Origin of the sequence: Flavobacterium magnum (assembly GCF_003055625.1) — a bacterium.
In the GTDB taxonomy this organism is placed as follows: Bacteria; Bacteroidota; Bacteroidia; order Flavobacteriales; family Flavobacteriaceae; genus Flavobacterium; species Flavobacterium magnum.
In genome coordinates this window covers 2752656-2773267 of sequence record NZ_CP028811.1, presented here as the reverse complement: position 1 = coordinate 2773267, position 20612 = coordinate 2752656, and the positions used below count along the sequence as shown (strand labels likewise).

Annotated in this window: 18 protein-coding genes; 11 read left to right on the top strand and 7 right to left on the bottom strand. The window is 46.0% G+C overall.

Annotation, left to right across the window (positions count from 1 at the left end; genetic code table 11):
• Positions 1–68 precede the first annotated feature (68 nt).
• The 6 genes from HYN48_RS11765 to HYN48_RS11740 all read left to right on the top strand — a co-directional run bounded on the left by HYN48_RS11765 (position 69) and on the right by HYN48_RS11740 (position 6888).
• A complete protein-coding gene (locus HYN48_RS11765) occupies positions 69–356 on the top strand; it encodes a DUF4834 family protein (protein WP_108371951.1) in 288 nt (95 codons plus the stop codon).
• 83 nt (positions 357–439) lie between these two features.
• Entirely contained in the window at positions 440–2911 is a 2472-nt protein-coding gene (locus HYN48_RS11760; RefSeq protein ID WP_108371949.1) for a YfhO family protein, read from the top strand.
• Positions 2912–2921: 10 nt separating this feature from the next.
• The gene (locus HYN48_RS11755; RefSeq protein ID WP_108371947.1) at positions 2922–4223 is read left to right on the top strand and encodes a glycosyltransferase; all 1302 of its coding nucleotides are present in this window, start codon (positions 2922–2924) and stop codon (positions 4221–4223) included.
• Complete coding sequence (locus tag HYN48_RS11750) at positions 4216–4815, top strand: hypothetical protein (protein WP_108371945.1); 600 nt, start codon at positions 4216–4218, stop codon at positions 4813–4815. The genes HYN48_RS11755 and HYN48_RS11750 overlap by 8 nt, the downstream gene beginning before the upstream one ends.
• Positions 4815–6278: a lipopolysaccharide biosynthesis protein gene (locus tag HYN48_RS11745; RefSeq protein ID WP_108371943.1), complete on the top strand. Its 1464-nt coding sequence runs from the start codon at positions 4815–4817 to the stop codon at positions 6276–6278. Before HYN48_RS11750 ends, HYN48_RS11745 begins: the two co-directional genes overlap by 1 nt.
• 130 nt (positions 6279–6408) lie before the next feature.
• Positions 6409–6888 carry a low affinity iron permease family protein gene (locus HYN48_RS11740; RefSeq protein ID WP_108371941.1) on the top strand — a complete coding sequence of 160 codons (480 nt, stop codon included), beginning with the start codon at positions 6409–6411 and terminating at the stop codon, positions 6886–6888.
• Here the strand turns inward: HYN48_RS11740 and uvrA are convergent.
• The gene (gene uvrA, locus HYN48_RS11735) at positions 6885–9671 is read right to left on the bottom strand and encodes an excinuclease ABC subunit UvrA (protein WP_108373605.1); all 2787 of its coding nucleotides are present in this window, start codon (positions 9669–9671) and stop codon (positions 6885–6887) included. The genes HYN48_RS11740 and uvrA overlap by 4 nt on opposite strands.
• A gap of 324 nt (positions 9672–9995) precedes the next feature.
• Here uvrA and HYN48_RS11730 point away from each other — a divergent pair, with 324 nt between their 5' ends.
• Entirely contained in the window at positions 9996–10580 is a 585-nt protein-coding gene (locus HYN48_RS11730; protein ID WP_108371939.1) for a sigma-70 family RNA polymerase sigma factor, read from the top strand.
• Positions 10581–11005: 425 nt separating this feature from the next.
• On the opposite strand, the gene HYN48_RS11725 is transcribed toward HYN48_RS11730, so the two are convergent.
• Positions 11006–11668, bottom strand: coding sequence for an endonuclease III domain-containing protein (locus tag HYN48_RS11725; RefSeq protein WP_108371937.1), 663 nt, complete (start codon positions 11666–11668; stop codon positions 11006–11008).
• Between the two features lie 127 nt (positions 11669–11795).
• On the opposite strand from HYN48_RS11725, the gene bcp reads away from it, so the two are divergent.
• Positions 11796–12248: a thioredoxin-dependent thiol peroxidase gene (bcp, locus tag HYN48_RS11720; RefSeq protein WP_108371935.1), complete on the top strand. Its 453-nt coding sequence runs from the start codon at positions 11796–11798 to the stop codon at positions 12246–12248.
• 101 nt (positions 12249–12349) lie between these two features.
• On the opposite strand, the gene HYN48_RS11715 is transcribed toward bcp, so the two are convergent.
• Positions 12350–13810, bottom strand: coding sequence for a nicotinate-nucleotide adenylyltransferase (locus HYN48_RS11715; protein WP_108371933.1), 1461 nt, complete (start codon positions 13808–13810; stop codon positions 12350–12352).
• A gap of 88 nt (positions 13811–13898) precedes the next feature.
• On the opposite strand from HYN48_RS11715, the gene HYN48_RS11710 reads away from it, so the two are divergent.
• Together HYN48_RS11710 and HYN48_RS11705 are read left to right on the top strand one after the other, a co-directional pair.
• A complete protein-coding gene (locus HYN48_RS11710) occupies positions 13899–14660 on the top strand; it encodes an MBL fold metallo-hydrolase (RefSeq protein ID WP_108371931.1) in 762 nt (253 codons plus the stop codon).
• Between the two features lies 1 nt (position 14661).
• On the top strand, positions 14662–15165 hold the full coding sequence (locus HYN48_RS11705) for a hypothetical protein (RefSeq protein WP_108371929.1): 504 nt from the start codon (positions 14662–14664) through the stop codon (positions 15163–15165).
• A gap of 26 nt (positions 15166–15191) precedes the next feature.
• Here the strand turns inward: HYN48_RS11705 and HYN48_RS11700 are convergent, their stop codons facing one another.
• The 4 genes from HYN48_RS11700 to HYN48_RS11685 are packed head-to-tail and all read right to left on the bottom strand — an operon-like array spanning position 15192 to position 19343.
• Positions 15192–15836: an alpha/beta hydrolase gene (locus HYN48_RS11700; protein ID WP_108371927.1), complete on the bottom strand. Its 645-nt coding sequence runs from the start codon at positions 15834–15836 to the stop codon at positions 15192–15194.
• Positions 15833–16165, bottom strand: a complete 333-nt coding sequence (locus tag HYN48_RS11695) for a hypothetical protein (RefSeq protein ID WP_108371925.1) — start codon at positions 16163–16165, stop codon at positions 15833–15835. Before HYN48_RS11695 ends, HYN48_RS11700 begins: the two co-directional genes overlap by 4 nt.
• Entirely contained in the window at positions 16162–17409 is a 1248-nt protein-coding gene (locus HYN48_RS11690) for a dihydroorotase (protein ID WP_108371924.1), read from the bottom strand. The genes HYN48_RS11695 and HYN48_RS11690 overlap by 4 nt, the downstream gene beginning before the upstream one ends.
• Positions 17406–19343: a vWA domain-containing protein gene (locus HYN48_RS11685; protein WP_108371922.1), complete on the bottom strand. Its 1938-nt coding sequence runs from the start codon at positions 19341–19343 to the stop codon at positions 17406–17408. The genes HYN48_RS11690 and HYN48_RS11685 overlap by 4 nt, the downstream gene beginning before the upstream one ends.
• Positions 19344–19501: 158 nt before the next feature.
• On the opposite strand from HYN48_RS11685, the gene HYN48_RS11680 reads away from it, so the two are divergent.
• The gene (locus HYN48_RS11680; RefSeq protein WP_342747845.1) at positions 19502–20608 is read left to right on the top strand and encodes a lactonase family protein; all 1107 of its coding nucleotides are present in this window, start codon (positions 19502–19504) and stop codon (positions 20606–20608) included.
• The last annotated feature ends 4 nt before the right edge of the window (positions 20609–20612 follow it).

The following is a 20612-nucleotide window of genomic DNA, read 5'->3' as shown; positions in this document are numbered from 1 at the left end:
ATTTATTTATGAAAGACATTTCAATTTTAATAGTGCGGATTCGTTAAATTTGACAAATTTTATTCCCCATGGAGACAGCCAACCTGACCTCACTGCTCGAGACGATCTTCTACATTATCGTCTTCTATTATATATTCAAATACATTGCGAAGCTTTTCCTTCCAGTGGTGGTGAAGAAAGTCGTGCAGAAAGCCGGCGAGAATTTTCAGCAGCAATACCAACAGCAACAGCAGCAGTATCACAACCGGCAGCAGACCCAGAACCGCGACGAGGTGATTTTTGACACCGCTAAATCGACCAGGCCGCGCGAAACCAAAAAAGTGGGCGAGTATGTGGATTATGAAGAAATTGATTAAGTTTGCAATATAAGATTCCCAGGCGCTTTCGCGGCGCGATGGCCTGTATTTTCAGGAGGGAATGCAAACTTTAAACCGACCAAATGAAGATTTTCAACAGGTTCTTTCCGCATGCATTGGCCATTTTCGGCTTCGTACTTATCTCACTCGTTTATTTCTATCCCGTTTTACAGAATAAGGCCATACTGCAATCCGATATCCAGCAGTATACCGGAATGGCTAAGGAACAAAACGACTTCCGCGCACAGGAAAATACCGAACCGTTCTGGACAAATTCATCATTTGGTGGCATGCCCACGTACCAGCTCGGGGCGAACTATCCTCACAATTATGTAAAGAAACTCGATGGCGTATTGCGTTTCCTGCCCCGCCCGGCTGACTACCTATTTCTTTATTTCCTTGGGTTTTACGGCCTTTTGCTCGTGATGAAAACCGATCCGCTGAAGGCATTTTTCGGTGCCCTGGCCTTCGGATTCTCAACTTATTTCATCGTCATACTCGGTGTCGGCCACAATGCTAAAGCACATGCCATCGCGTACATGCCGCTCGTGGTTGCCGGAACTTTACTCGTATTCAGGAAACGTTATATTTACGGCGCGCTGCTTACGATGGTCGCCGTCGCGCTCGAGATCAATGCAAACCATTTCCAGATGACGTATTACCTGCTGATACTTCTTCTGGCCATCACTGTGTACTTCGTTTATGCGTTCATCAGGGCGAAAGAGTTCAAACCTTTAATTGTCGCGTTTGCGAGCCTCGCGGGCGCCGTGCTGCTGGCGGTCGGTGCGAATGCGACGGGCTTGCTTGCAACGGCGGAATATACCGGTTTCAGCATGCGCAGCAAAAGTGAACTGACTTTCAAACCTGATGGGCAAAAGCACGAGGAAACCTCAATGCCACGCGATTACATCACACAATACAGCTATGGGATTGCCGAAAGCTTTGATCTGATTGCACCCGGATTGTTCGGCGGTTCAAACGGCGAAAAGCTAGGATCTGATGCTAAAGTTGTTGAATACCTGCAAACACAGGAAGTAGCTGAAGGACAGTATCTTTCCAGAGACGAAGCCGTGAAATACGCCGCAGATGGCATGCCCGTGTATTGGGGAGATCAGCCCGGCGTAGCGGCACCCGCCTATGTGGGGGCGATTGTTTTTTTCCTTTGTGTGCTCGGACTTTTTAATGACAGGCGGAAAATAAAATACGCATTCCTCGCGGCTGCGGTGGCGTCGCTGATGCTATCGTGGGGTAAGAACTTCCCGGCATTGACTGACTTTTTTATTGACCATGTGCCGATGTATGATAAATTCCGTGCCGTATCTTCAATCCAGGTCGTGTTGGAACTGTGCCTGCCTGTGCTGGCCATCATGGGATTGAAAAGTTATTTCGAATCCGACAGGGAAAGCCAATGGAAATCGTTAAAATATTCAGCAATGGTGAGCCTTGGACTGCTGTTGTTGCTGTTGGTGTGCAAAGGCATGTTCCGTTTTACGAGTATCAATGATGAGGGTATGGATCCTGCATTTATCGACGCGCTCATCCAGGACAGGAAAGCATTGTATTCGGCTGATTTGTGGCGCTCCCTGCTGCTTATCCTGGTCGCTGGCGGTGTGTTATGGATGCATATGAAGGGTAAACTGTCGAACGTGCTTGCCGTCATTCTTGTGGGCGTACTGATGGTTGGCGACTTGGTCCTGGTGGATAAAAGGTACGTCGCGAGTGACAAGTTTGTCGACAAGTATCAGGTGGAACATCCGTTTGAGCCGACACAGGCCGATCAGGAAATCCTCAAAGACAAAAGCAATTACCGCGTGTATGACATTCAGGGCAGGATGCAGGCGAAAGCCTCTTATTTCCATAAATCCATTGGCGGATACAGCGCGGTACGGCCAAGGAGACTCGATGAAGTCATCGATTACCAGATTGATACAAAGCTGGGCAAACTCGCTGAAATCATTGACCCGGAGACATTAAGCCTGAAAACGAGTATTCCGGCGTTAGACCTCCTCAATGTAAAATACCTGATCGTTGCCACGCGTGACGGCGAACTTCCGGTGACCAATCCGTTTGCAAATGGCAATGCGTGGTTTGTCTCTTCAGTGAAAACCGTCGCTTCCGCAGATGATGAAATGAAGTCGCTTGCCAAAGATGACCTTAAGAATGAAGCAGTAGTCAACACCGCCGCTTTCCCCGAACTGAAAGCCGGGAATTTCGCCAAAGACAGCACTGCAACCATCAGGCTTGAGGTGTCCAAACCGAATTACCTTAAATATGCTACGAACAACACCGGAAACGGACTTGCGGTATTTTCTGAGATTTATTACCCTAAAGGCTGGAATGCCTACATTGATGGGAAAGCTTCGCCGCATTTCCGTGCTGATTATGTATTGCGTGCCATGGAGATTCCTGCCGGAAAACACACGGTGGAATTCAGGTTTGAACCGCAGGTGGTAAAGACGGGCAGTATGATCTCACTCGTCAGTGCGGGCTTGATGCTGCTGCTGTTGGTTGGCGGAATATATATCGAAAACAAAAGGAAAACCCAATCCGCCTAAATTAAGACTATTGGATACCGGGCCGCAAAAAGTACTGATCATCACTTATTATTGGCCGCCAGCCGGTGGTCCCGGAGTGCAGCGTTGGCTTAAATTCGTAAAATATCTTCCCGATTTTGGCATTACGCCGATCGTATACGTCCCTGAAAACCCTACGTATCCGATTGTCGATGAAGGGTTGCTGGCTGACGTGACCGACAGGGCCATCATCCTGAAGCATAAAATCACCGAACCATACGGACTCGCAACAGCTTTTTCAGGAAAGAAAAGCCGCAAACTGAGTTCAGGAATTATTCCACACCAAAAGAAACAATCCGTGTTGGAACGGCTGATGCTTTGGGTGCGCGGCAATCTTTTTATCCCTGACGCGCGTGTCCTCTGGGTGAAGCCGTCCGTGAAATACCTGTCGCGATACATCAGGGACAACAATATTGACACCATCATCACTTCCGGGCCACCGCACAGCCTGCATTTAATCGGACTTGGATTAAAAAAGGAATTTACGGTGAACTGGGTTGCCGATTTTCGAGATCCCTGGACAACGATCGGATATCATAAAGCGTTGAAGTTATCTTCCTACGCATCAGGAAAACACAAGAAGCTTGAGCGTGAAGTGTTAACCGCCGCCGATACCGTCTTAGTGACCAGCAACACTACAAAAACCGAGTTCCGTTCGCTGACTTCCAGGCCCATCGAAGTCATCACAAATGGTTATGATGCCGAAATTATCGGTAAAATTGAGCGGGATGCAAAATTTTCACTTGCACACATTGGCTCTTTTTTATCAGAAAGGAACCCGCGGATTTTATGGGAATCATTAAGCGAACTGGTTTTGGAACATTCCGCTTTCGCAAATGATTTCGAATTAAAACTAATTGGTGCTGTGAGCCGGGAAGTCCTGGATTCCATTTCCGAACACCGTTTGGATTCCTATTTAAATAATTTAGGATATGTGCCACATTCCGAAGCTGTTAAGCAACAAAGAAGTGCTCAGGTTTTACTGTTGATCGAAATCAATTCTGACGATACCAAAAGCATCATTCCCGGAAAGCTATTCGAATACATGGTTTCCGAAAGGCCGATAATCGGTATTGGCCCGGAAGGTTCCGATTTTGCTTCGATATTAAAAGAGACCAATACAGGGAAGTTTTTTACGTATGATCAGAAAGCATCGCTAAAAGGTTCTATTTTAGCGTACTACGAACTTTACAGGGAAAATAACCTGAAGGTGTACCCGGTAGGCTTGCAACAATATTCGCGTAAGCAACTGACAGCAAAATTGGCGTCATTATTAAAAAAGGCAAATGGATAAGTTTCTTTTTTTTCTTGTTTTCCTTTTTCAGGCCAATCTTTTTGCACAGGACACAGAGGCTACACTCATTGTGAATGGCAGTACGCAATTTGAGGATTACGGACAGATTGTACAACAGGGTATCATCAAGGATCATGATGTCATAAAGTTTAGAATTTCTTCTAAGGGAAAAGCGGATATCTGGAATGAAACTAAATGCAAAGGAATATTTTTAATGCTTGACGATATTCAGCACGAGTATCGGTATGTCACCATCAGAAGCAATGACTTCCATCCGGTTTTACTGAAGGTTTTCAGTGAAGGCACAGTGACACTTTACGGAAGGGTTGCTAAAAAAGTGCATTCCCAACCTAATGACTATGGGCTTGATCGTAAGTACGTCGACCCTGATATCGAAAATGTCACATTTTACCTGAAACGGGAAAATGACGAATATGCGGGAAAACTCTGGGGGCTTTTCAATTGGAAAAAAATGACAAAGGATTATTTCAAAGATTGTCCCGAATTAATAGAAAAAATCGAAAGCAAGGAATTCACGTCAAAGAACATCCCCGAAATGGTCGATTTTTACAATAACATCTGCGGCGAATAATGGGAATCGTACTCCGTCAATCGGCAAGCAACGTGGTCATCACTTATTTCGGTTTCGGGATTGGTGCGATCAATGCAATGTTCCTGTACACGACATTCCTGTCGAAAACGAACTATGGGATCGTGAGTTTCCTGCTTTCCGCGGCCAATATCCTGATGCCTATCATGGCCCTGGGTGCACACAATTCCCTGATCCGGTTTTTTGCCTACTGCAAATCCGAGGAGCAGCGCGAACGCTTCATGAGTTTTATGCTGTGGCTTCCGCTGTTGCTTATCATCCCGATTTGCTGCGTGGGCTATGTATTTTACGATGAGATTGCCTCCCTGCTGGCCAAAAAGCCCGAAGCGAGGCACTACATGTGGCTCATTGCCGTAATCGGCTTTTGTATGGCTTACTTTGAGATATTTTACGCCTGGGTGAAAGTGCACATGAAATCTGTTTTCGGGAATTTAATCAGTGAGGTTCTTGTCAGGATATTGGTCACGCTGATGCTTATCGCCGTGCATCTGGGTGTCATGCGGCAGGAAATGTTCATTTATTGCCTTGCTGCCGCTTATGCGCTCCAACTGCTCGCGATGATGGCCTATGCCTTTAAGATCCGTATGCCGAAGCTCACGTTGCTGTTGCCCGACAATGCGAAAGAGGTGCTCACGTACTCCATGTTTATCATCGTCTCAGGCAGCGTAGCGACCTTATTGCTGGATTTCGATAAGGTGATGATCCCGTTTTACACCAAATGGGACGACAACGCCGTATACTCGCTTGCGATTTTCATTGCGACCGTCATAGCGGTGCCCAGTCGCGCCATGTTGCAGATCATTTACCCGATTACCGCCCGACTGATGAGCGAGCAGAAGATGGATGAAGTCGATGATTTGTATAAGAAAAGTGCCATTACGCTCCAGGTATTCGGCGGATTGATCATGCTTGGGATTTTCCTGAACATCCACCAGATGTACCTTATCATTCCGGGCAATTACGCCGGAGGTACAATGGCGGTGTTCCTGATCGGGCTGTCAAAATTTTATGATGTGATTCTTGGCAACAACAACGCCATCATACTGAATACCAAATACTACCGTTGGGCATTGTTTTTAGGGGTACTGACCGTTTTTGTGATGATCGGACTGAATATGCTGCTGATACCTTTATATTACATTAACGGGTCGGCATTGGCGACGCTGATTACGGTTTTTATGTACAATTCGGTCAAACTGTATTTTGTGGTGAGAAAACTCGGACTGTATCCGTTTACAATCAATACGCTGAAGTCTTTTGGCATCATTTCCGTGACATTCCTTGCGTTTTATTTCTGGGAATTCCCGTTCCATCCCATATTGAACATTGCGCTAAAGTCAATATTGATTACGGTAGTCTATGTCTTCGCCAATTACAAGTTCTCCATTTCGTCGGAAATCAACGCGGTCATTGACCAGTCACTGTCAAAGCTCAAATTGAGATAAGATTTCATTGCAATTGGAATGACGTCATAATTTGAAATTGGTTGGCATTAGCGCGTCCTGCACTGATCCATGACTCCGAATTTTTGTACTTTAGGCAAAACTTGAAAACCTCCTTTTAAAAGCAATCCCCATGAAAAAAAAAGAAAATAAAAAGTTGTCCGTTTTTGAAAAATTTGCCTCCAAAGTCACTAAAGCCACCGGAAGCACACCCGCTTTCCTGGGCGCCTTTGCCATCGTATTGATCTGGGCAGTATTGGGACCTTTTTTTAATTATTCGGAAACCTGGCAATTGGTCATCAATACCGGGACCACAATCATAACGTTCCTGATGGTGTTCCTGATCCAGAAGGCGCAGAATAAGGATTCCATGGCGATACAATTAAAGCTTAACGAATTGGTCGCTTCACACGAGTTCGCCAGCAACCGACTTGTCGATGTGGAAGACCTGTCTGAAGCCGAAATGAAAGTGCTGCAGCGGTATTACGTGCTGCTCGCTGAATTGTCAAAGAAAGAGGACAGCCTGCAACATTCGCACTCTATCGATGAAGCAAAGGAAACACATCAAATCAAGACCGCCATCAAAAAGAAAAAACGGAAGTCGCAGGGTTAGAGTTTTTCTTTAAGGTATTTCCCGGTTATGGAATTTTTGTTTTTTACGATGTCTTCCGGCGTACCTTCGGCAAGTAAATGACCGCCGTTCTCACCGCCTTCAGGTCCGAGGTCGATTACCCAGTCGGCACATTTGATCAGGTCGAGGTTGTGCTCAATTACGATAATTGAATGCCCCTTGTCAATCAGTGCATCAAACGATGCCATGAGTTTGTTGATGTCATGAAAATGCAGTCCGGTAGTGGGCTCATCGAATACGAATAATGCTTTTTCCTTTGTGGCGCCTTTTACCAGGAAGGAGGCCAGCTTTATGCGCTGCGCCTCACCACCGGAAAGGGTAGAGGAGGACTGCCCCAATTGAACATAGCCCAATCCCACATCCTGCAATGGTTGCAGTTTCTGGATGATTTTCGTTTGTTTTGCGCTGGTGAAAAAGTCAATGGAATCGTCAATGGTCATCGTCAGGATGTCGTCGATGTTCTTTCCTTCAAAATTAACCTCTAGTATTTCTTTCTTGAAACGCTTGCCGCCACAGGTGTCACATGGCAGTTGCACATCGGCCATGAATACCATTTCCACATTGATCGAACCTTCGCCTTTGCAGGTTTCACAACGACCGCCGTCTACGTTAAACGAGAAGTGCTTGGCTTGGTAGCCGCGGATTTTGGACAGCTTTTCTTTGGCATACAGATCGCGGATGTCGTCATACGCCTTAATGTAGGTCACTGGATTCGAACGTGAACTCCTTCCAATGGGATTTTGGTCGACATATTCGATATGCTGTATCTTATGGTAATAGCCGCGCATTTCGGTAAATTGGCCGGCTTTTTCACCGACGCCTTCCAGTTTTTTCTGCATGGCCGGGAATAAGATCTTTTTGACGAGTGTACTTTTACCGCTCCCGGAAACTCCTGTAATGACGGTAAGCATTTCCAACGGAAATTTGACATCTACGTCTTTAAGGTTGTTTTCCCTGGCACCCAGAATCTCGATATACGTCCCGGATTTGCGGCGTGTGCGCGGCACCTTGATTTCCAGGTCACCATTCAGGTATTTTGCAGTCAGGGACTGTGATTTTAAGATCGTATCGTAATCGCCCTGCGCAACGAGCTGACCGCCGTGGGTTCCTGCCTCGGGGCCGATATCAATAATGACATCTGCTGCGCGCATAATGTCTTCATCATGCTCCACAACGATGACGGTATTCCCCAGATCCCTGAGCGAAAGCAGGACTTTAATCAATCTTTCGGTATCTTTAGGATGCAGTCCGATGCTGGGTTCGTCAAGGATATACATCGATCCCACAAGACTTGAGCCCAGCGAAGTCGCGAGGTTGATCCGCTGTGATTCCCCGCCTGACAGTGATGCGGAATTCCGGTTCAGTGTAAGGTAATCAAGACCCACTTCACTCAGGAAACCAAGCCGGTTGTTGATTTCGGTCAGTAACCGACGGGCTACCTTCTGGTCAAATTCAGAAATCTGCAAACCTTTAAAGTATGCCGTTAGATTCTTGATGGGCATATCTACCAAGTCAGAAATCGTCTTGCCATCAATCTTGATGTTCGATGCTTCCGGCCGTAAGCGTTTGCCCTTACAGGCATAGCATTTGGTTTTTCCGCGGTAGCGTGAGAGCATCACACGGTTTTGTATCTTATAATTTTTTTCCTCCAGTTCCTTAAAGAAATCGTGTAATCCGGTGAAATGTTTGTTGCCGTTCCAAAGCAGTTCCTTCTGTGTTTCTGACAATTGGTAATACGGCTTGTGGATGGGGAAGTCAAACAGATAGGCGCTGTTTACCAATACGTCCCGGTACCAACCCATGCTTTCACCGCGCCAGGCGTACACCGCATTTTCATAAATCGATAAGGCCGTGTTCGGAATCACAAGATCTTCGTCTATCCCGATGATATTTCCATAGCCTTCGCAAACCGGGCAGGCACCGTAAGGATTGTTAAAGCTGAACAGGTGTACATTCGGCTCAGGAAATGAGATTCCGTCGAGCTCAAAATTATTGCTGTAATCGATCCGCTTTCCCGAATCGGCGTCTTGGAGCGCACATTTGCCTTTTCCTTCATAAAAAGCGGTTTGTACGGCATCAGAAAGTCGGTTAAAAAATTCCTCGTCTTCCTTGACGACAATCCGATCTACGACAAGCATGATCTCTTTCCCCGCGAGCGACACGCCTTTAAGATCATCAAGACGCAACTGCTCCCGATCCACCGAAATCCTTGCGAAACCTTGTTGCAGCAACACGCCAAGCTTTTCTTCAATCGTCCGGTCTTTCTCCGGGAACACCGGAGCCAGTAGCAACCAACGGCTGTCTACCGGGAACGATTTCACTTCATTGATGACGTCGGTTACGGTATCCTTCCTGACTTCGCGTCCCGATACGGGAGAAAACGTTTTACCAACGCGCGCAAAAAGCAATTTGAGGTAATCGTATATTTCAGTGGATGTGCCGACGGTGGAACGCGCATTGGTCGTATTGACCTTCTGTTCGATGGCGATGGCCGGAGCGATGCCTTTGATGTATTCCACTTTGGGTTTGTCAAGCCTTCCAAGGAACTGGCGCGCGTAGGAAGAGAGGCTTTCCACATAACGGCGTTGTCCCTCGGCGTATAGCGTATCGAATGCGAGACTGGATTTTCCTGATCCGGACAATCCGGTAATTACCACGAGTTTATTCCGCGGAATGGCGACATCGAGGTTCTTGAGATTGTGCACCTGGGCACCTTTTATGATGATATTTTTCTTGGGTTCTGCGGAAGCGATATCAGATTTCATGGGGTAAAAAGCAATTTTTACAAAGGTAATCATAATGGCACGAACTACTGCAAAACCTTGATTTCAAATTATAACCGCCGCACGGCTTTATGATGTTTAAGATTACAATTTTCCGATTAAACTGACATTTCTTAAGCAATATGAAAGCACTTTTTATTATTTGGCAGGAAAAGTGTTAAATTTTGATGTAGTGTTTGGAATTTAATTTTTTTTTACGCAACATTTGGATTGTAATCAAATCTCTTAAACAAAAAGGCCTATACAGAAAATTACTTTTTAGAACACCACTTTCAATTTTCAATCAAAAACTAAAAAGTTAATTTTATGGCTAATGTTCAAACCCCGGACGCTTTATTATTAAAGAGCTATGTAGCAGGTGACGAAAATGCTTTGGCTACATTAATTAAGAGACACCAATCAAAAATCTACGGATTTATCTATTCCAAAGTTTCTGACAGGGATATCGCCGATGATATTTTCCAGGACACTTTTATTAAGGTTATCAAGACTTTAAAATCCAATGCATATAACGAAGAAGGTAAATTCCTGCCCTGGGTGATGCGTATCGCGCACAACCTCATTGTGGACCATTTCAGGAGGAATAAAAAAATGCCGATGTCGAGGGACACTGAGGAATATTCTGTCTTCTCTTACATGTCAGACAACGAGCCGAATATCGAGGCCAGGATGATTACAAACCAGATTGAAAAAGATTTGCAGAAACTCATCATGGAATTGCCTGACGACCAGCGCGAAGTGTTGCTGATGCGGATTTATCAGGATATGAGCTTTAAGGAAATAGCGGACCTGACCGGCGTGAGCATCAACACGGCCTTGGGTCGCATGAGGTATGCGCTGATGAACCTTCGTAAGATTATTGACAAAAATAAAATAATTTTAACGAACTAATACTAAGGGTAAAATTGCTGCGTTGTTATGGAAACAAAACAATTCCATTATGGCGAAAATTTACTCTAAGAAAACACTAGCAACTCCTAAAATGCAACCTAAAAAAGAAACAGTTTCCTTTTTATTGAATTATTCGAAAGCGTTAAGCTATATCAAAGTAGGTAAATTAAAGATCGAGAATATTGCTAATTGATCAGGAATCCCGCCCCGTCTCTGACCGGGCGGGATTTTTACATTAACCAAATTCAGGGCTGTCAGAAAATCATTCTTCCTATTTTTTGCATGTTTGTTTTTGTCATGGTCTCCGCAGGCTGCGGCCGACCTTGAAGGGAATTATCCCCGGAAAGTAAATAAGTTATATTACGATATTAACCAGGGTGTCATAGGTTTCGACGACATCGATGGTAAAGAGTGGCGGACTTAAACTAAATCTTTTTTGGTTTTTCAGTCAGCATTTTCAGCATTTTCCTGCTTCCGATCGTGTTTGTGATCACATCTTTTTCAAGATGCCATCCACGCGCAGGCGAATATTCCCTCCCATACCATATCATCTGCAGGTGAAGCCTGTTCCAGGCGCTTTCCGGAAATAGTTTCTTCGCATCTTTTTCTGTCTGTACCACATTTTTTCCGTCCGACAGACCCCACCGGTACATCAATCGGTGGATGTGCGTGTCAACCGGAAAAGCCGGAACGTCAAAGGCCTGAGACATCACGACGCTGGCGGTTTTATGACCTACTGCGGGCAACGATTCCAGGGCCTCAAAGCTTTGCGGCACCTGCCCGTCATATTTTTCAATCAGGATTTCCGATAGGCCGTGAATGCCTTTGGATTTCATGGGTGACAATCCGCAGGGACGGATAATTTCCTTAATCTCATCCACCGACATTTTCACCATATCATAGGGATTGTCTGCTTTCGCAAACAATATCGGTGTGATCTGGTTGACACGGACATCGGTACATTGCGCTGAAAGCAATACTGCAATCAACAACGTATAGGCGTCTTTATGATCAAGCGGAATCGGAATGTTCGGATAAAGCTCATCGAGTTTCTCCATAACGAACCGGGCTTTTTGGGCTTGTGTCATTGCAGGATTAAAGTTTAGGGTTTAAAGTTACGGGTTTCCAGTAAAGTGTCACTAACTTTAGGGCGTCAAACTTAACCAAAGTGCCGCAAAATGAAAAAGACGACGCGGAGTAAAACAAAAAATAAACATGACAACTTTACAAAAAGGCCAGAAGGCGCCGGATTTTTCAGGAATCGACCAGGATGGCAACACGCGTTCCCTGTCAGATTATAAGGGAAAGAAGCTTGTAATTTTCTTTTATCCTGCAGCGGACACGCCGACGTGTACCAAAGAAGCGTGTAATCTTCGCGACAACTACCAGATGTTTTTGGCGAAAGGCTACGAGGTAATCGGTGTGAGTCCCGACTCGGTGAAAAAGCAATCGAAATTCAGGACCAAATACGACCTGCCTTACGCATTGATTGCCGATGAAGACAAATCGATGATTAACGCGTTCGGCGTTTGGGGACCAAAGAAATTTATGGGGCGCCTGTTCGACGGGCTGCATCGCACGACATTTGTTATTGATGAAAACGGGATGATTGACGAAGTGATCACCGATGTGAAAAGTAAGGAGCATGCCGGGCAGATTTTGAAATAGCCGACGGCAAATCCGTTAGCGGTGTATAGTAAATATAAAAGCCGGAGTGTGATTCTCCGGCTTTGTTTTCTGGCGATACCCCATAACGGGTTTATTTCGCATTATTTACTTTCTTCAAGCACTTTGTTTGGGTCATACCCGAAAAGCTGGTGCTGCTTGATCAACTCGGCAATACCGCTCGGGAGCATACCTTCCCAGCCTCTTTTCCCGTTCACAATCATTTTAAGCACTTCGCGTGAAAACACTTCAAGGGTATGGGGATCGAAGTCGTCGATGTCAACCACTTTTCCGTTGAATTTAAAGAATTTATACAATTCCTTCATCCTTGGGTGTACTTTGAGGTTTTCCGAATTGATGATTTCTCCGCCATCACCAAGCATCGGGTATAAGAACACCTTGAGGTCACGATAGAATAATTTCCCGAATGCTTCGAGAATACCGCCACTGAGGTGTCGGTAGTATTTCTCATCAAAGATATCGACCAGGTTGTTCACGCCCATTGCCAGTCCCATACGGGCTTTGGTATAATTTGAGAAATATTCGACCACTTTATAATACTCCTGAAAATTGGATATCATCACAGTCTGGCCCAATGAACACAACAGTTCAGCACGATCCATGAAATCCCTTTCGTCGATTTCCCCGTCAGATCGCAGGTTCGAAAGCGTGATTTCAAACACCACCAACGTATTTTCTTTCTCCACCTTATTCTCCTCAAGAAACATTTTATATGATTTCTCATACATGTCCATGTTTACTTTGGTGACGGGCCTGAAACTGCCACGCAGCGCAAGGATATTTTTCTTGTATAGGATGGCCGCGGGAAGGATGTTGTTTCCATCGGGATCGAACATCACAGCGTCGGTCATACCGTTCTTGACGAGTTGGAGGCTCATCAGGCGGTTGTCGATATTGGCAAAACGCGGTCCGGAAAAATTGATTGTGTCGATTTCCAATTGGTCCTTGTCAAGGTGGTCGTACAAATACCGCAGTAATCTCTTCGGGTCGTTGTATTTGTAAAACGCCCCATAAATCAGGTTCACACCGAGGATTCCCAGCGTCTCCTGCTGCAGTCGGGCGTCGGTTTCCTTAAAACGGATGTGGATGATGATTTCATTGTAGTCTTCATCAGGTTCGATCTGGTAGCGGATCCCAACCCAGCCGTGCCCCTTGAATTGCTTGGCAAAGTCAATAGTCGCGACAGTATTGGCATAACTAAAAAACAATTTGTTTGGATGTTTTTCCCGGCTCAGGCGCTTTTCAATCAGGCTTACCTCATGGGAAAGCATCTTCTTCAGCCTGCTTTCGGTTACGTAACGCCCATCGTCCTCTACGCCGTAAATGGCATCGCTGAAATCCTTGTCGTAAGCTGACATGGCTTTGGCAATCGTTCCTGAAGAACCGCCGGATCTGAAAAAGTGACGCACCGTTTCCTGTCCGGCACCGATTTCCGCAAATGTCCCGTAAATGTTTTCATTCAGGTTGATGCGCAGTGCTTTGTCTTTTGTAGAAGGAATTTGTTCGATGACACGGTCACCCTTCAATTTTATTTCAATATCCATTTTTCAATCACTATAATACTTTACAAAGTTAACAAAACGGGGCTTTTACAAAAGATAATTGTTTTATTTTTGTGAAAATTTAACTCGGTTGAAAGTATATTTTTTAGGCACAGGCACCTCGCAGGGCATCCCCGTGATCGGGAGCAGCCACCCTGTATGCCATAGTGTTGATCCTAAGGACAAACGCCTTCGTGTGTCGGTTTGGATTTCCTGGGAAGATACTTCGCTCGTAATCGACTGCGGCCCGGATTTTCGTCAGCAGATGCTGCATTCAGGCTGCTCACGCGTGGATGCCATTTTCTTTACGCATGAACATGCTGACCATACTGCGGGACTCGACGACATCCGGCCTTTTAACTTCAGGCAGGGCCCCATTCCGCTGTACGCGCACGTCCGGGTGCTCGAGAACCTGAAGAAAAGGTATGATTATATTTTTGAGACGGAGAACAAATATCCGGGCGCGCCGTCAGTTGACGTGCATGAGGTGACCGATGCGCCGTTTATTTTCGGAAAAAAGCAGATTGTCCCGATTAACGCGCACCATGGCACGCTGCAGGTTTTTGGCTACCGCATCGATGATTTTGCCTACCTGACCGACGTCAAGACCATTGCGCCCGAAGAACTTGCGAAACTTTCCGGGCTGCGCGTTTTAGTTATCAATGCGCTGCGGATTGAACCACACGATACACATTTTAATTTGCAGGAGGCGCTTGACTTTATCCGGGCGATTAATCCGGGTAAAACCTACCTGACGCACATCAGCCACGTTTTTGGTTTTCATGAAGCGGTGCAGCAGACTTTGCCTAAGAACGTTTTTCTAGCATACGACAATTTAGAAATCAATATTTAACATGAAAAAATCCTTGTTCCTTTACCTTTTTATCCTGGCACTTTTAGTCAATATTTTCACTTACATGTACTACAGCAAGGAAAATAGCTTTCAAAGGGAAGAATTGGCCAAAACAACGAAAGTACTTTCTGACAGCGTATCAATGCTCAAAAATAAATTGTCGGAAGCCGAGTACTTTTCATACGAAACCAACCAGCAGGCACAGGACTACTTTGAGAAAACGGCGGGCGGGGAGTTTGTGGATTACCAGAAACTGATTCCATACGTAAAAGAGAAGCTGGTGGGGTACAACGACGACCCGAAAGGCAATAAGTACGTGGGTTTTGATATGATTGATGGCAAGAAATTCATCATCAACCATGTCAAGGTGATCAACCACCGCTGGATCATAGCCGATTTCAACAATACCGATATCTGGGGTGAGGTGATCCTAAAATACTTTATCAATGATGACAGGTCGGTTGATTTTGAGACGGCGGAGACTTTGATTTATCCGAAACAATAAGCTTACGAATCAAACGGAGACGCTACTCAGGTCGACGTCAGCCAATCCCGTAAATCGTAAAAATTCTTAGGCGACACGCCGTGGCCAATCGGGTATTCATGGTATACGTTTCTCACGCCGAGTTCAGTCAGGATGACGGGTGCCTTCCTGGCCCATTCGACCGGTATCACCTGGTCGGCGGTGCCGTGTGAGATAAACATGCTGAGTCCGGTGAAATCATTTCGACTGTAATCATCAGCCAGCATTTCCGTACTCAGGTAACCGCTTAATGCCCCCACGCGTTTGATTTTTTCGGGATAGGACAACGCCACGGCATAGCTCAAAATGGAGCCCTGGCTAAAGCCGATCAGCGTAACTTCGTTTTCATCTATCGGGTATTCCGATTTTACTTTGTCAATAAATGCGACCAGTAAATCCCTGGACTGCCTTGCCTGCGCATAATCAGAAAATTTGTTCTGGTCCGCATCAAAGTTAATCGCATACCAAGCGTAACTGCCATACATCAAATCATAAGGCGCGCGCACCGAAATGACATAATAGGATTCGGGAAGCTCCGCCGCAAATGAAAACAAATCTTCTTCGTTGCTCCCGTAACCGTGGATCAGCAGCAGCAGCGGATTTTTTTCTTTTACCGTTTTGGGTTCGCGTACGACGTAGTGCAATGAATTCATGAAATGGTTTTGAATGCGTTTTGGAAAAATTGCCCGAGTAGCGGCACGGGCCTCATATCACCCCGGATGGCGCTGAAAATGGAGTACACCCAGAGGATGGAAATGAAAACCCACATCGACATGGCAATCATCATATTGTCGAAGTTGCTGATGATGAGTCCGAGCGAAATGAATGTCAGCGACAATCCCAAAGCCTGGCGGATGTGGAACGACGCAAACCTGTTTTTATCCTCCGCGTTCATTGACATCGCGATCACGACGCCGATAATCATGATATAACTGGTGATGGCGGCTGTTTTGCCCTTATCGATGGTTTCCTGATCAATCATATTACTAATTTTCCGTTGTTGATGGCTCCGTATACCCTGCCTTTCATGGGCATCCCCAGAAAGGCGCTGTTCCTTGATTTGGACAAGATATATTCTTTGCTGAACGTCCAATTGCCTTCGGGATTGAACAGCGTGATATTGGGCGCAATGCCTTCCGTGATGGGTTCGGCCGCTTTCCCGAAGAATTGCCGTCCTGAAGTGAGTTTTCTTACCACCGCTTCCATGGGCAGCACCGTCATCAATGCCCCGAAAATACTTTCCAACCCGATGGTGCCGTTTTTGGCAAGGTCAAATTCCATTTTTTTATGCTCGATATCGATTGGATTATGATCTGAAGTTATCATGTCGATTGTGTTATCCAAAACACCTTCAATCAATGCTTTAAGGTGCTCTTCATTTCTGAGAGGCGGGGATACTTTAAATCGTGTATCGAACCCGTCCAGCTTTTCATCGGTCATCGTCAGATGGTGTGCCGCCACGCTGCAACTCACCTGTAGCCCTTTCGCTTTCGCTTCGCGGATCAATGCCACAGACCCTGCTGTGGAAATCGTCGGGAAGTGCACTTTTCCGCCTGTATATTCTAGTACATAAAGGTTTCGTGCGACATGCAGTTCCTCGGCTAATGCAGGAATCCCTTTCAGTCCCAATCTTGTCGATACGATGCCTTCGTGTGCGACACCGTTCCCTTTGAGGCTGCTGTCCTGATTGAATACTATCGGAAGGGCATTAAAATCCTGCGCATACTGTAGCGCGATCTTGAGCAGGTTAGGGTTGTCAAGGCTTTTACCATAATCCCCGAATGCGGTTGCTCCTGCATTCGTCATGTCAAAAAGCTCTGCAAGGTCTTTGCCTTCGCTGTTCTTGGTCAGTGCGCCAATCGGGAAAATATCGGTGGCGGCGCCGGTTGCTTTCGACAGAACAAAACTGATTTGCGCCTGGTTGTCAACCACCGGACTGGTGTTGGGTTGCAGCGCTATGCCGGTGAATCCGCTTTTGCCGGCGACGTGCAGGCCGTTTGCGATGGTTTCCCGCTCCTCGAACCCCGGTTCGCCAAAACACACGCTGCTGTCAAACCAGCCGCGGGAAATGTGCAGGTTTTCCAGGATCAGCTCTTCGGCGTCGATGGCGTCGATTTCGTGCGCGATGGCGCTGATCATACCTTGTTTGATCTGAATGTCCACCGTTTGTTTATGAAAAGGACTTTCAGGATCGATAATCGTGGCTTTTCGGATGATCAGGTTCATTTTACGAATTTTTGAATGAAAAGTTCAACAGTCAGGAAGAGCAGCGTCAGTACTGCAAACCATTTCCAGATTTCATTGTCGGTCCGGTCAGTCTGCAAGGTGTCGAAAACCGTTTCCACGTCTGAAATAACCTTAAAGCCGGATAGCATTTCTTCATCTGCGGCAGCGAGATTGCCTTCAGTACGGTCGTAATTGAAACTGATGTCCTGCAGCAGTTCGTCCTGCCTGAAAATACCGTAATTGCCTGCTGACTGAGGATAATCGTTGAACGTAAGTTTTACCTTATCGTTGAGTGCCTGTTGTATCGGAATGAATTTTTCACCGTTTTGTTGTATATTCCTAAGTTCGACAATATCGTCCTTATCCAATTTCGCGTCGACGAGGTACGGTTGATTTTTTCCGATTGTCAGGGCAACGGCGCCCGTTTTGCGTATGCTTTGCGCCATATTGTAGAACGTGGGCACGATCAAAGGCGAGTTCTGGAAGTTGGAGTTGACCTTGTTGATTGGCGCGCTGAAAATGTACACAGAGGAAAGCGGATTCTGCAGCGAGGTCAGGAAGGTGCTCTTATCCTGGTAGTTCAAAATGCCGGGACTGGCTGTGGTGACTGAAAAGGAGGCTTTTGTCTGCGGAAACTGAAAATTGTCCGCTTTTTTCTCAAAAACACCGCTGTACAGTGGATGTCCGAAAGAAATCTGGGTGATGAGTTTTTCGGTGTTTTGCAGCGCGCCAAATTTAATCGAACCGAAATTGGCCAGAAACGCATTGAGATTCGCGGCCGTACTTTCCGCGGCAGGGATCAGCACGATGTTGCCGCCTTTTTCCGAAAATGACCTGAGCGTAGCCTGTAAAGCCTGTGGTATGTCCTTAAGTTCGTTCAGCACGATAGCATCCTGCTTCTGCAACAGGTTGTAATCGAGCGCCGCTATAGGGAAATTGGCGTAATTGAACTCGGTTTCGGTAAAAATCTTCCCCAGAAACGCCGACTTGTCTGCTTCGCCTATGCTGATGACGTTTACTTTCTTCGGGTCCGATATCGTGAAATACAAGGTGTTGTCGTAGCTGATCCCGCTGTCTTCGATCGAAACATACCCGTTAAATTGGGCTTTCGGGATGGAGAAATTCATCGTCTTTTGTGCCCCGTCCATGCGGATAAGCGTTTTGGCAATAAGCTTACCATTGTTGTAAATTGCGATCGGCGTTTCTTTTTCCTGCTCACCATAGGCTGATAGTTTCACCCCAATCTCGTAAAACTTATCCAAAGTCTGGTTGATGAAAACACTGTCGACGGCCATGTTGTTTTTCTGCTCGGCTTTCGGGACAATAAAATAGGTATTGAAATCCTTATCGACGCTTTTCAGGTCTTTTTCCCTGATGCCCGCGGCGTCACTGATAATGACGATGTCTTTGTTGAAATTGGATTTCCGGGATTTGACCTTGGCCATCAGCTGGTCCAGTTGAAACGGTGCTGCGCTGTATTTGAGATTCTGTAAATCTTTCTGAATTGATTTGATGTCGGTATTCCAGAAAGTTTCCGAGTTTGTCAGTAACGAAAAGGTTTGGTTTTCGGGCACATGCTCCAATAAATCCTCAACGGCGCGTTTCAGCAGTTCGCCCTTTTGCCCTTTTACCTGCATGCTGAAGGAATTGTCCAGCAGGACATACATTTCGTTTGTCACCTGGTTGCTGTCTTTCGCTTTGAAAAAAGGCTGTGCGAATGCTATTATGATGGCAGCAAGGATCAGTAACCGCGTGGCCAGCAACAGCCATTTTTTTAATTTGGAACTTTTGCGTGTCTGGATCGAGAGTTCCTTAAGGAAGCGGACATTGGTGAAGTATTCTTTCTTAAACCGCCTGAGCTGGAATAAATGTACCAGGATTGGAACAATCAGTAAGAAAAGGAAATAAAGAATTTCAGGGTGTTTGAACTGCATTCCGTTACACGGGATTTAATTTGCCCAAAAGTAATGTTTTTTGGTTGAGTTGCAAGTGACCTGCCGGCAAACTTTTAAAGGGGTACAGTGATTTTGCCAGGATATTATAGTGGAACCGTAAAGCCAAAAGCGTTACTTTTGATCTGCTAAACCAGTTGATGATGAAAAGTATTTTCCTGTCCTTATTATTGGCCTTCACTTTTGCCAAGGCCCAGAATTTTAAACTGATTGTAGGGACTTACACGAACTCCTGTGAAAGCAATGGGATTTATGTTTTCGACTTCGACTCACGCGATGCCCAGCTAAAATTACTATCGAGTTCAGATAAAACAATCAATCCAAGTTACGTGTCGTTATCTGATGACAATCAGTTTCTCTACAGCGTCAATGAAAATGGAAAAGACAGCAAAGTCAGTGCTTTCTATTTTAATAAAGGAAACGGCGGCATAGATTTCATGGGTACGCAGGATGCCGGCGGAGCAGACCCCTGCTACATTATCAATGACGACCGTCATGTGATCGTCGCCAATTATTCAGGCGGCAGTATTTCGGTATTCAGGAAAAATAAATTCGGTGCGCTCAACGAGGCGATACAGGTCATAAAAATCGACGGCAAAGGGCCTGACGCACAACGACAGGAAAGTGCCCACTTGCATATGGTGCAGTTTTCACCCGATAGGAAATATGTACTGGCCAGCGACCTCGGCAGCGATAAAGTGTATGTCTATCGCTACAACCCGGATTCGGACGACGGCATCCTGGTCCTGAAAAATACTGTGTCAGTGAAAGCGGGAAGCGGACCAAGGCACCTTACATTCAGCAATGACGGAAGATTCGTGTATTTGCTGCAGGAGCTCGATGGCACGCTTACAGTTTTCGCTTATGCTGATGGAAACCTGCAACCAATCGAAGAAACGTCGGTCGTAGCCGATGGCTTTAGGGGAAAAACCGGCGCTGCCGACATCCACATATCTCCAGACGGGAGGTTCGTCTATGCAACCAACCGGGGCGATGCAAATGACATTTCCGTTTTCGCAGTACAAGCAGATGCCAGGCTCCGGTTTACGCAGCGGTTGAAGACGATGGGGCAGGGGCCGCGGAATTTTGCCATTGATCCTACGGGAAAATATCTGCTTGTTGCGCATCAGTATACAAACAATATCGTCATTTTTGACATCGACAAGACCAACGGGAAATTGACGTTTTCCGGAAAAATGATCCCGCTGTGTGCTCCGGTTTGTCTGGTTTTTGCCTCGCAAAATTAAAGAA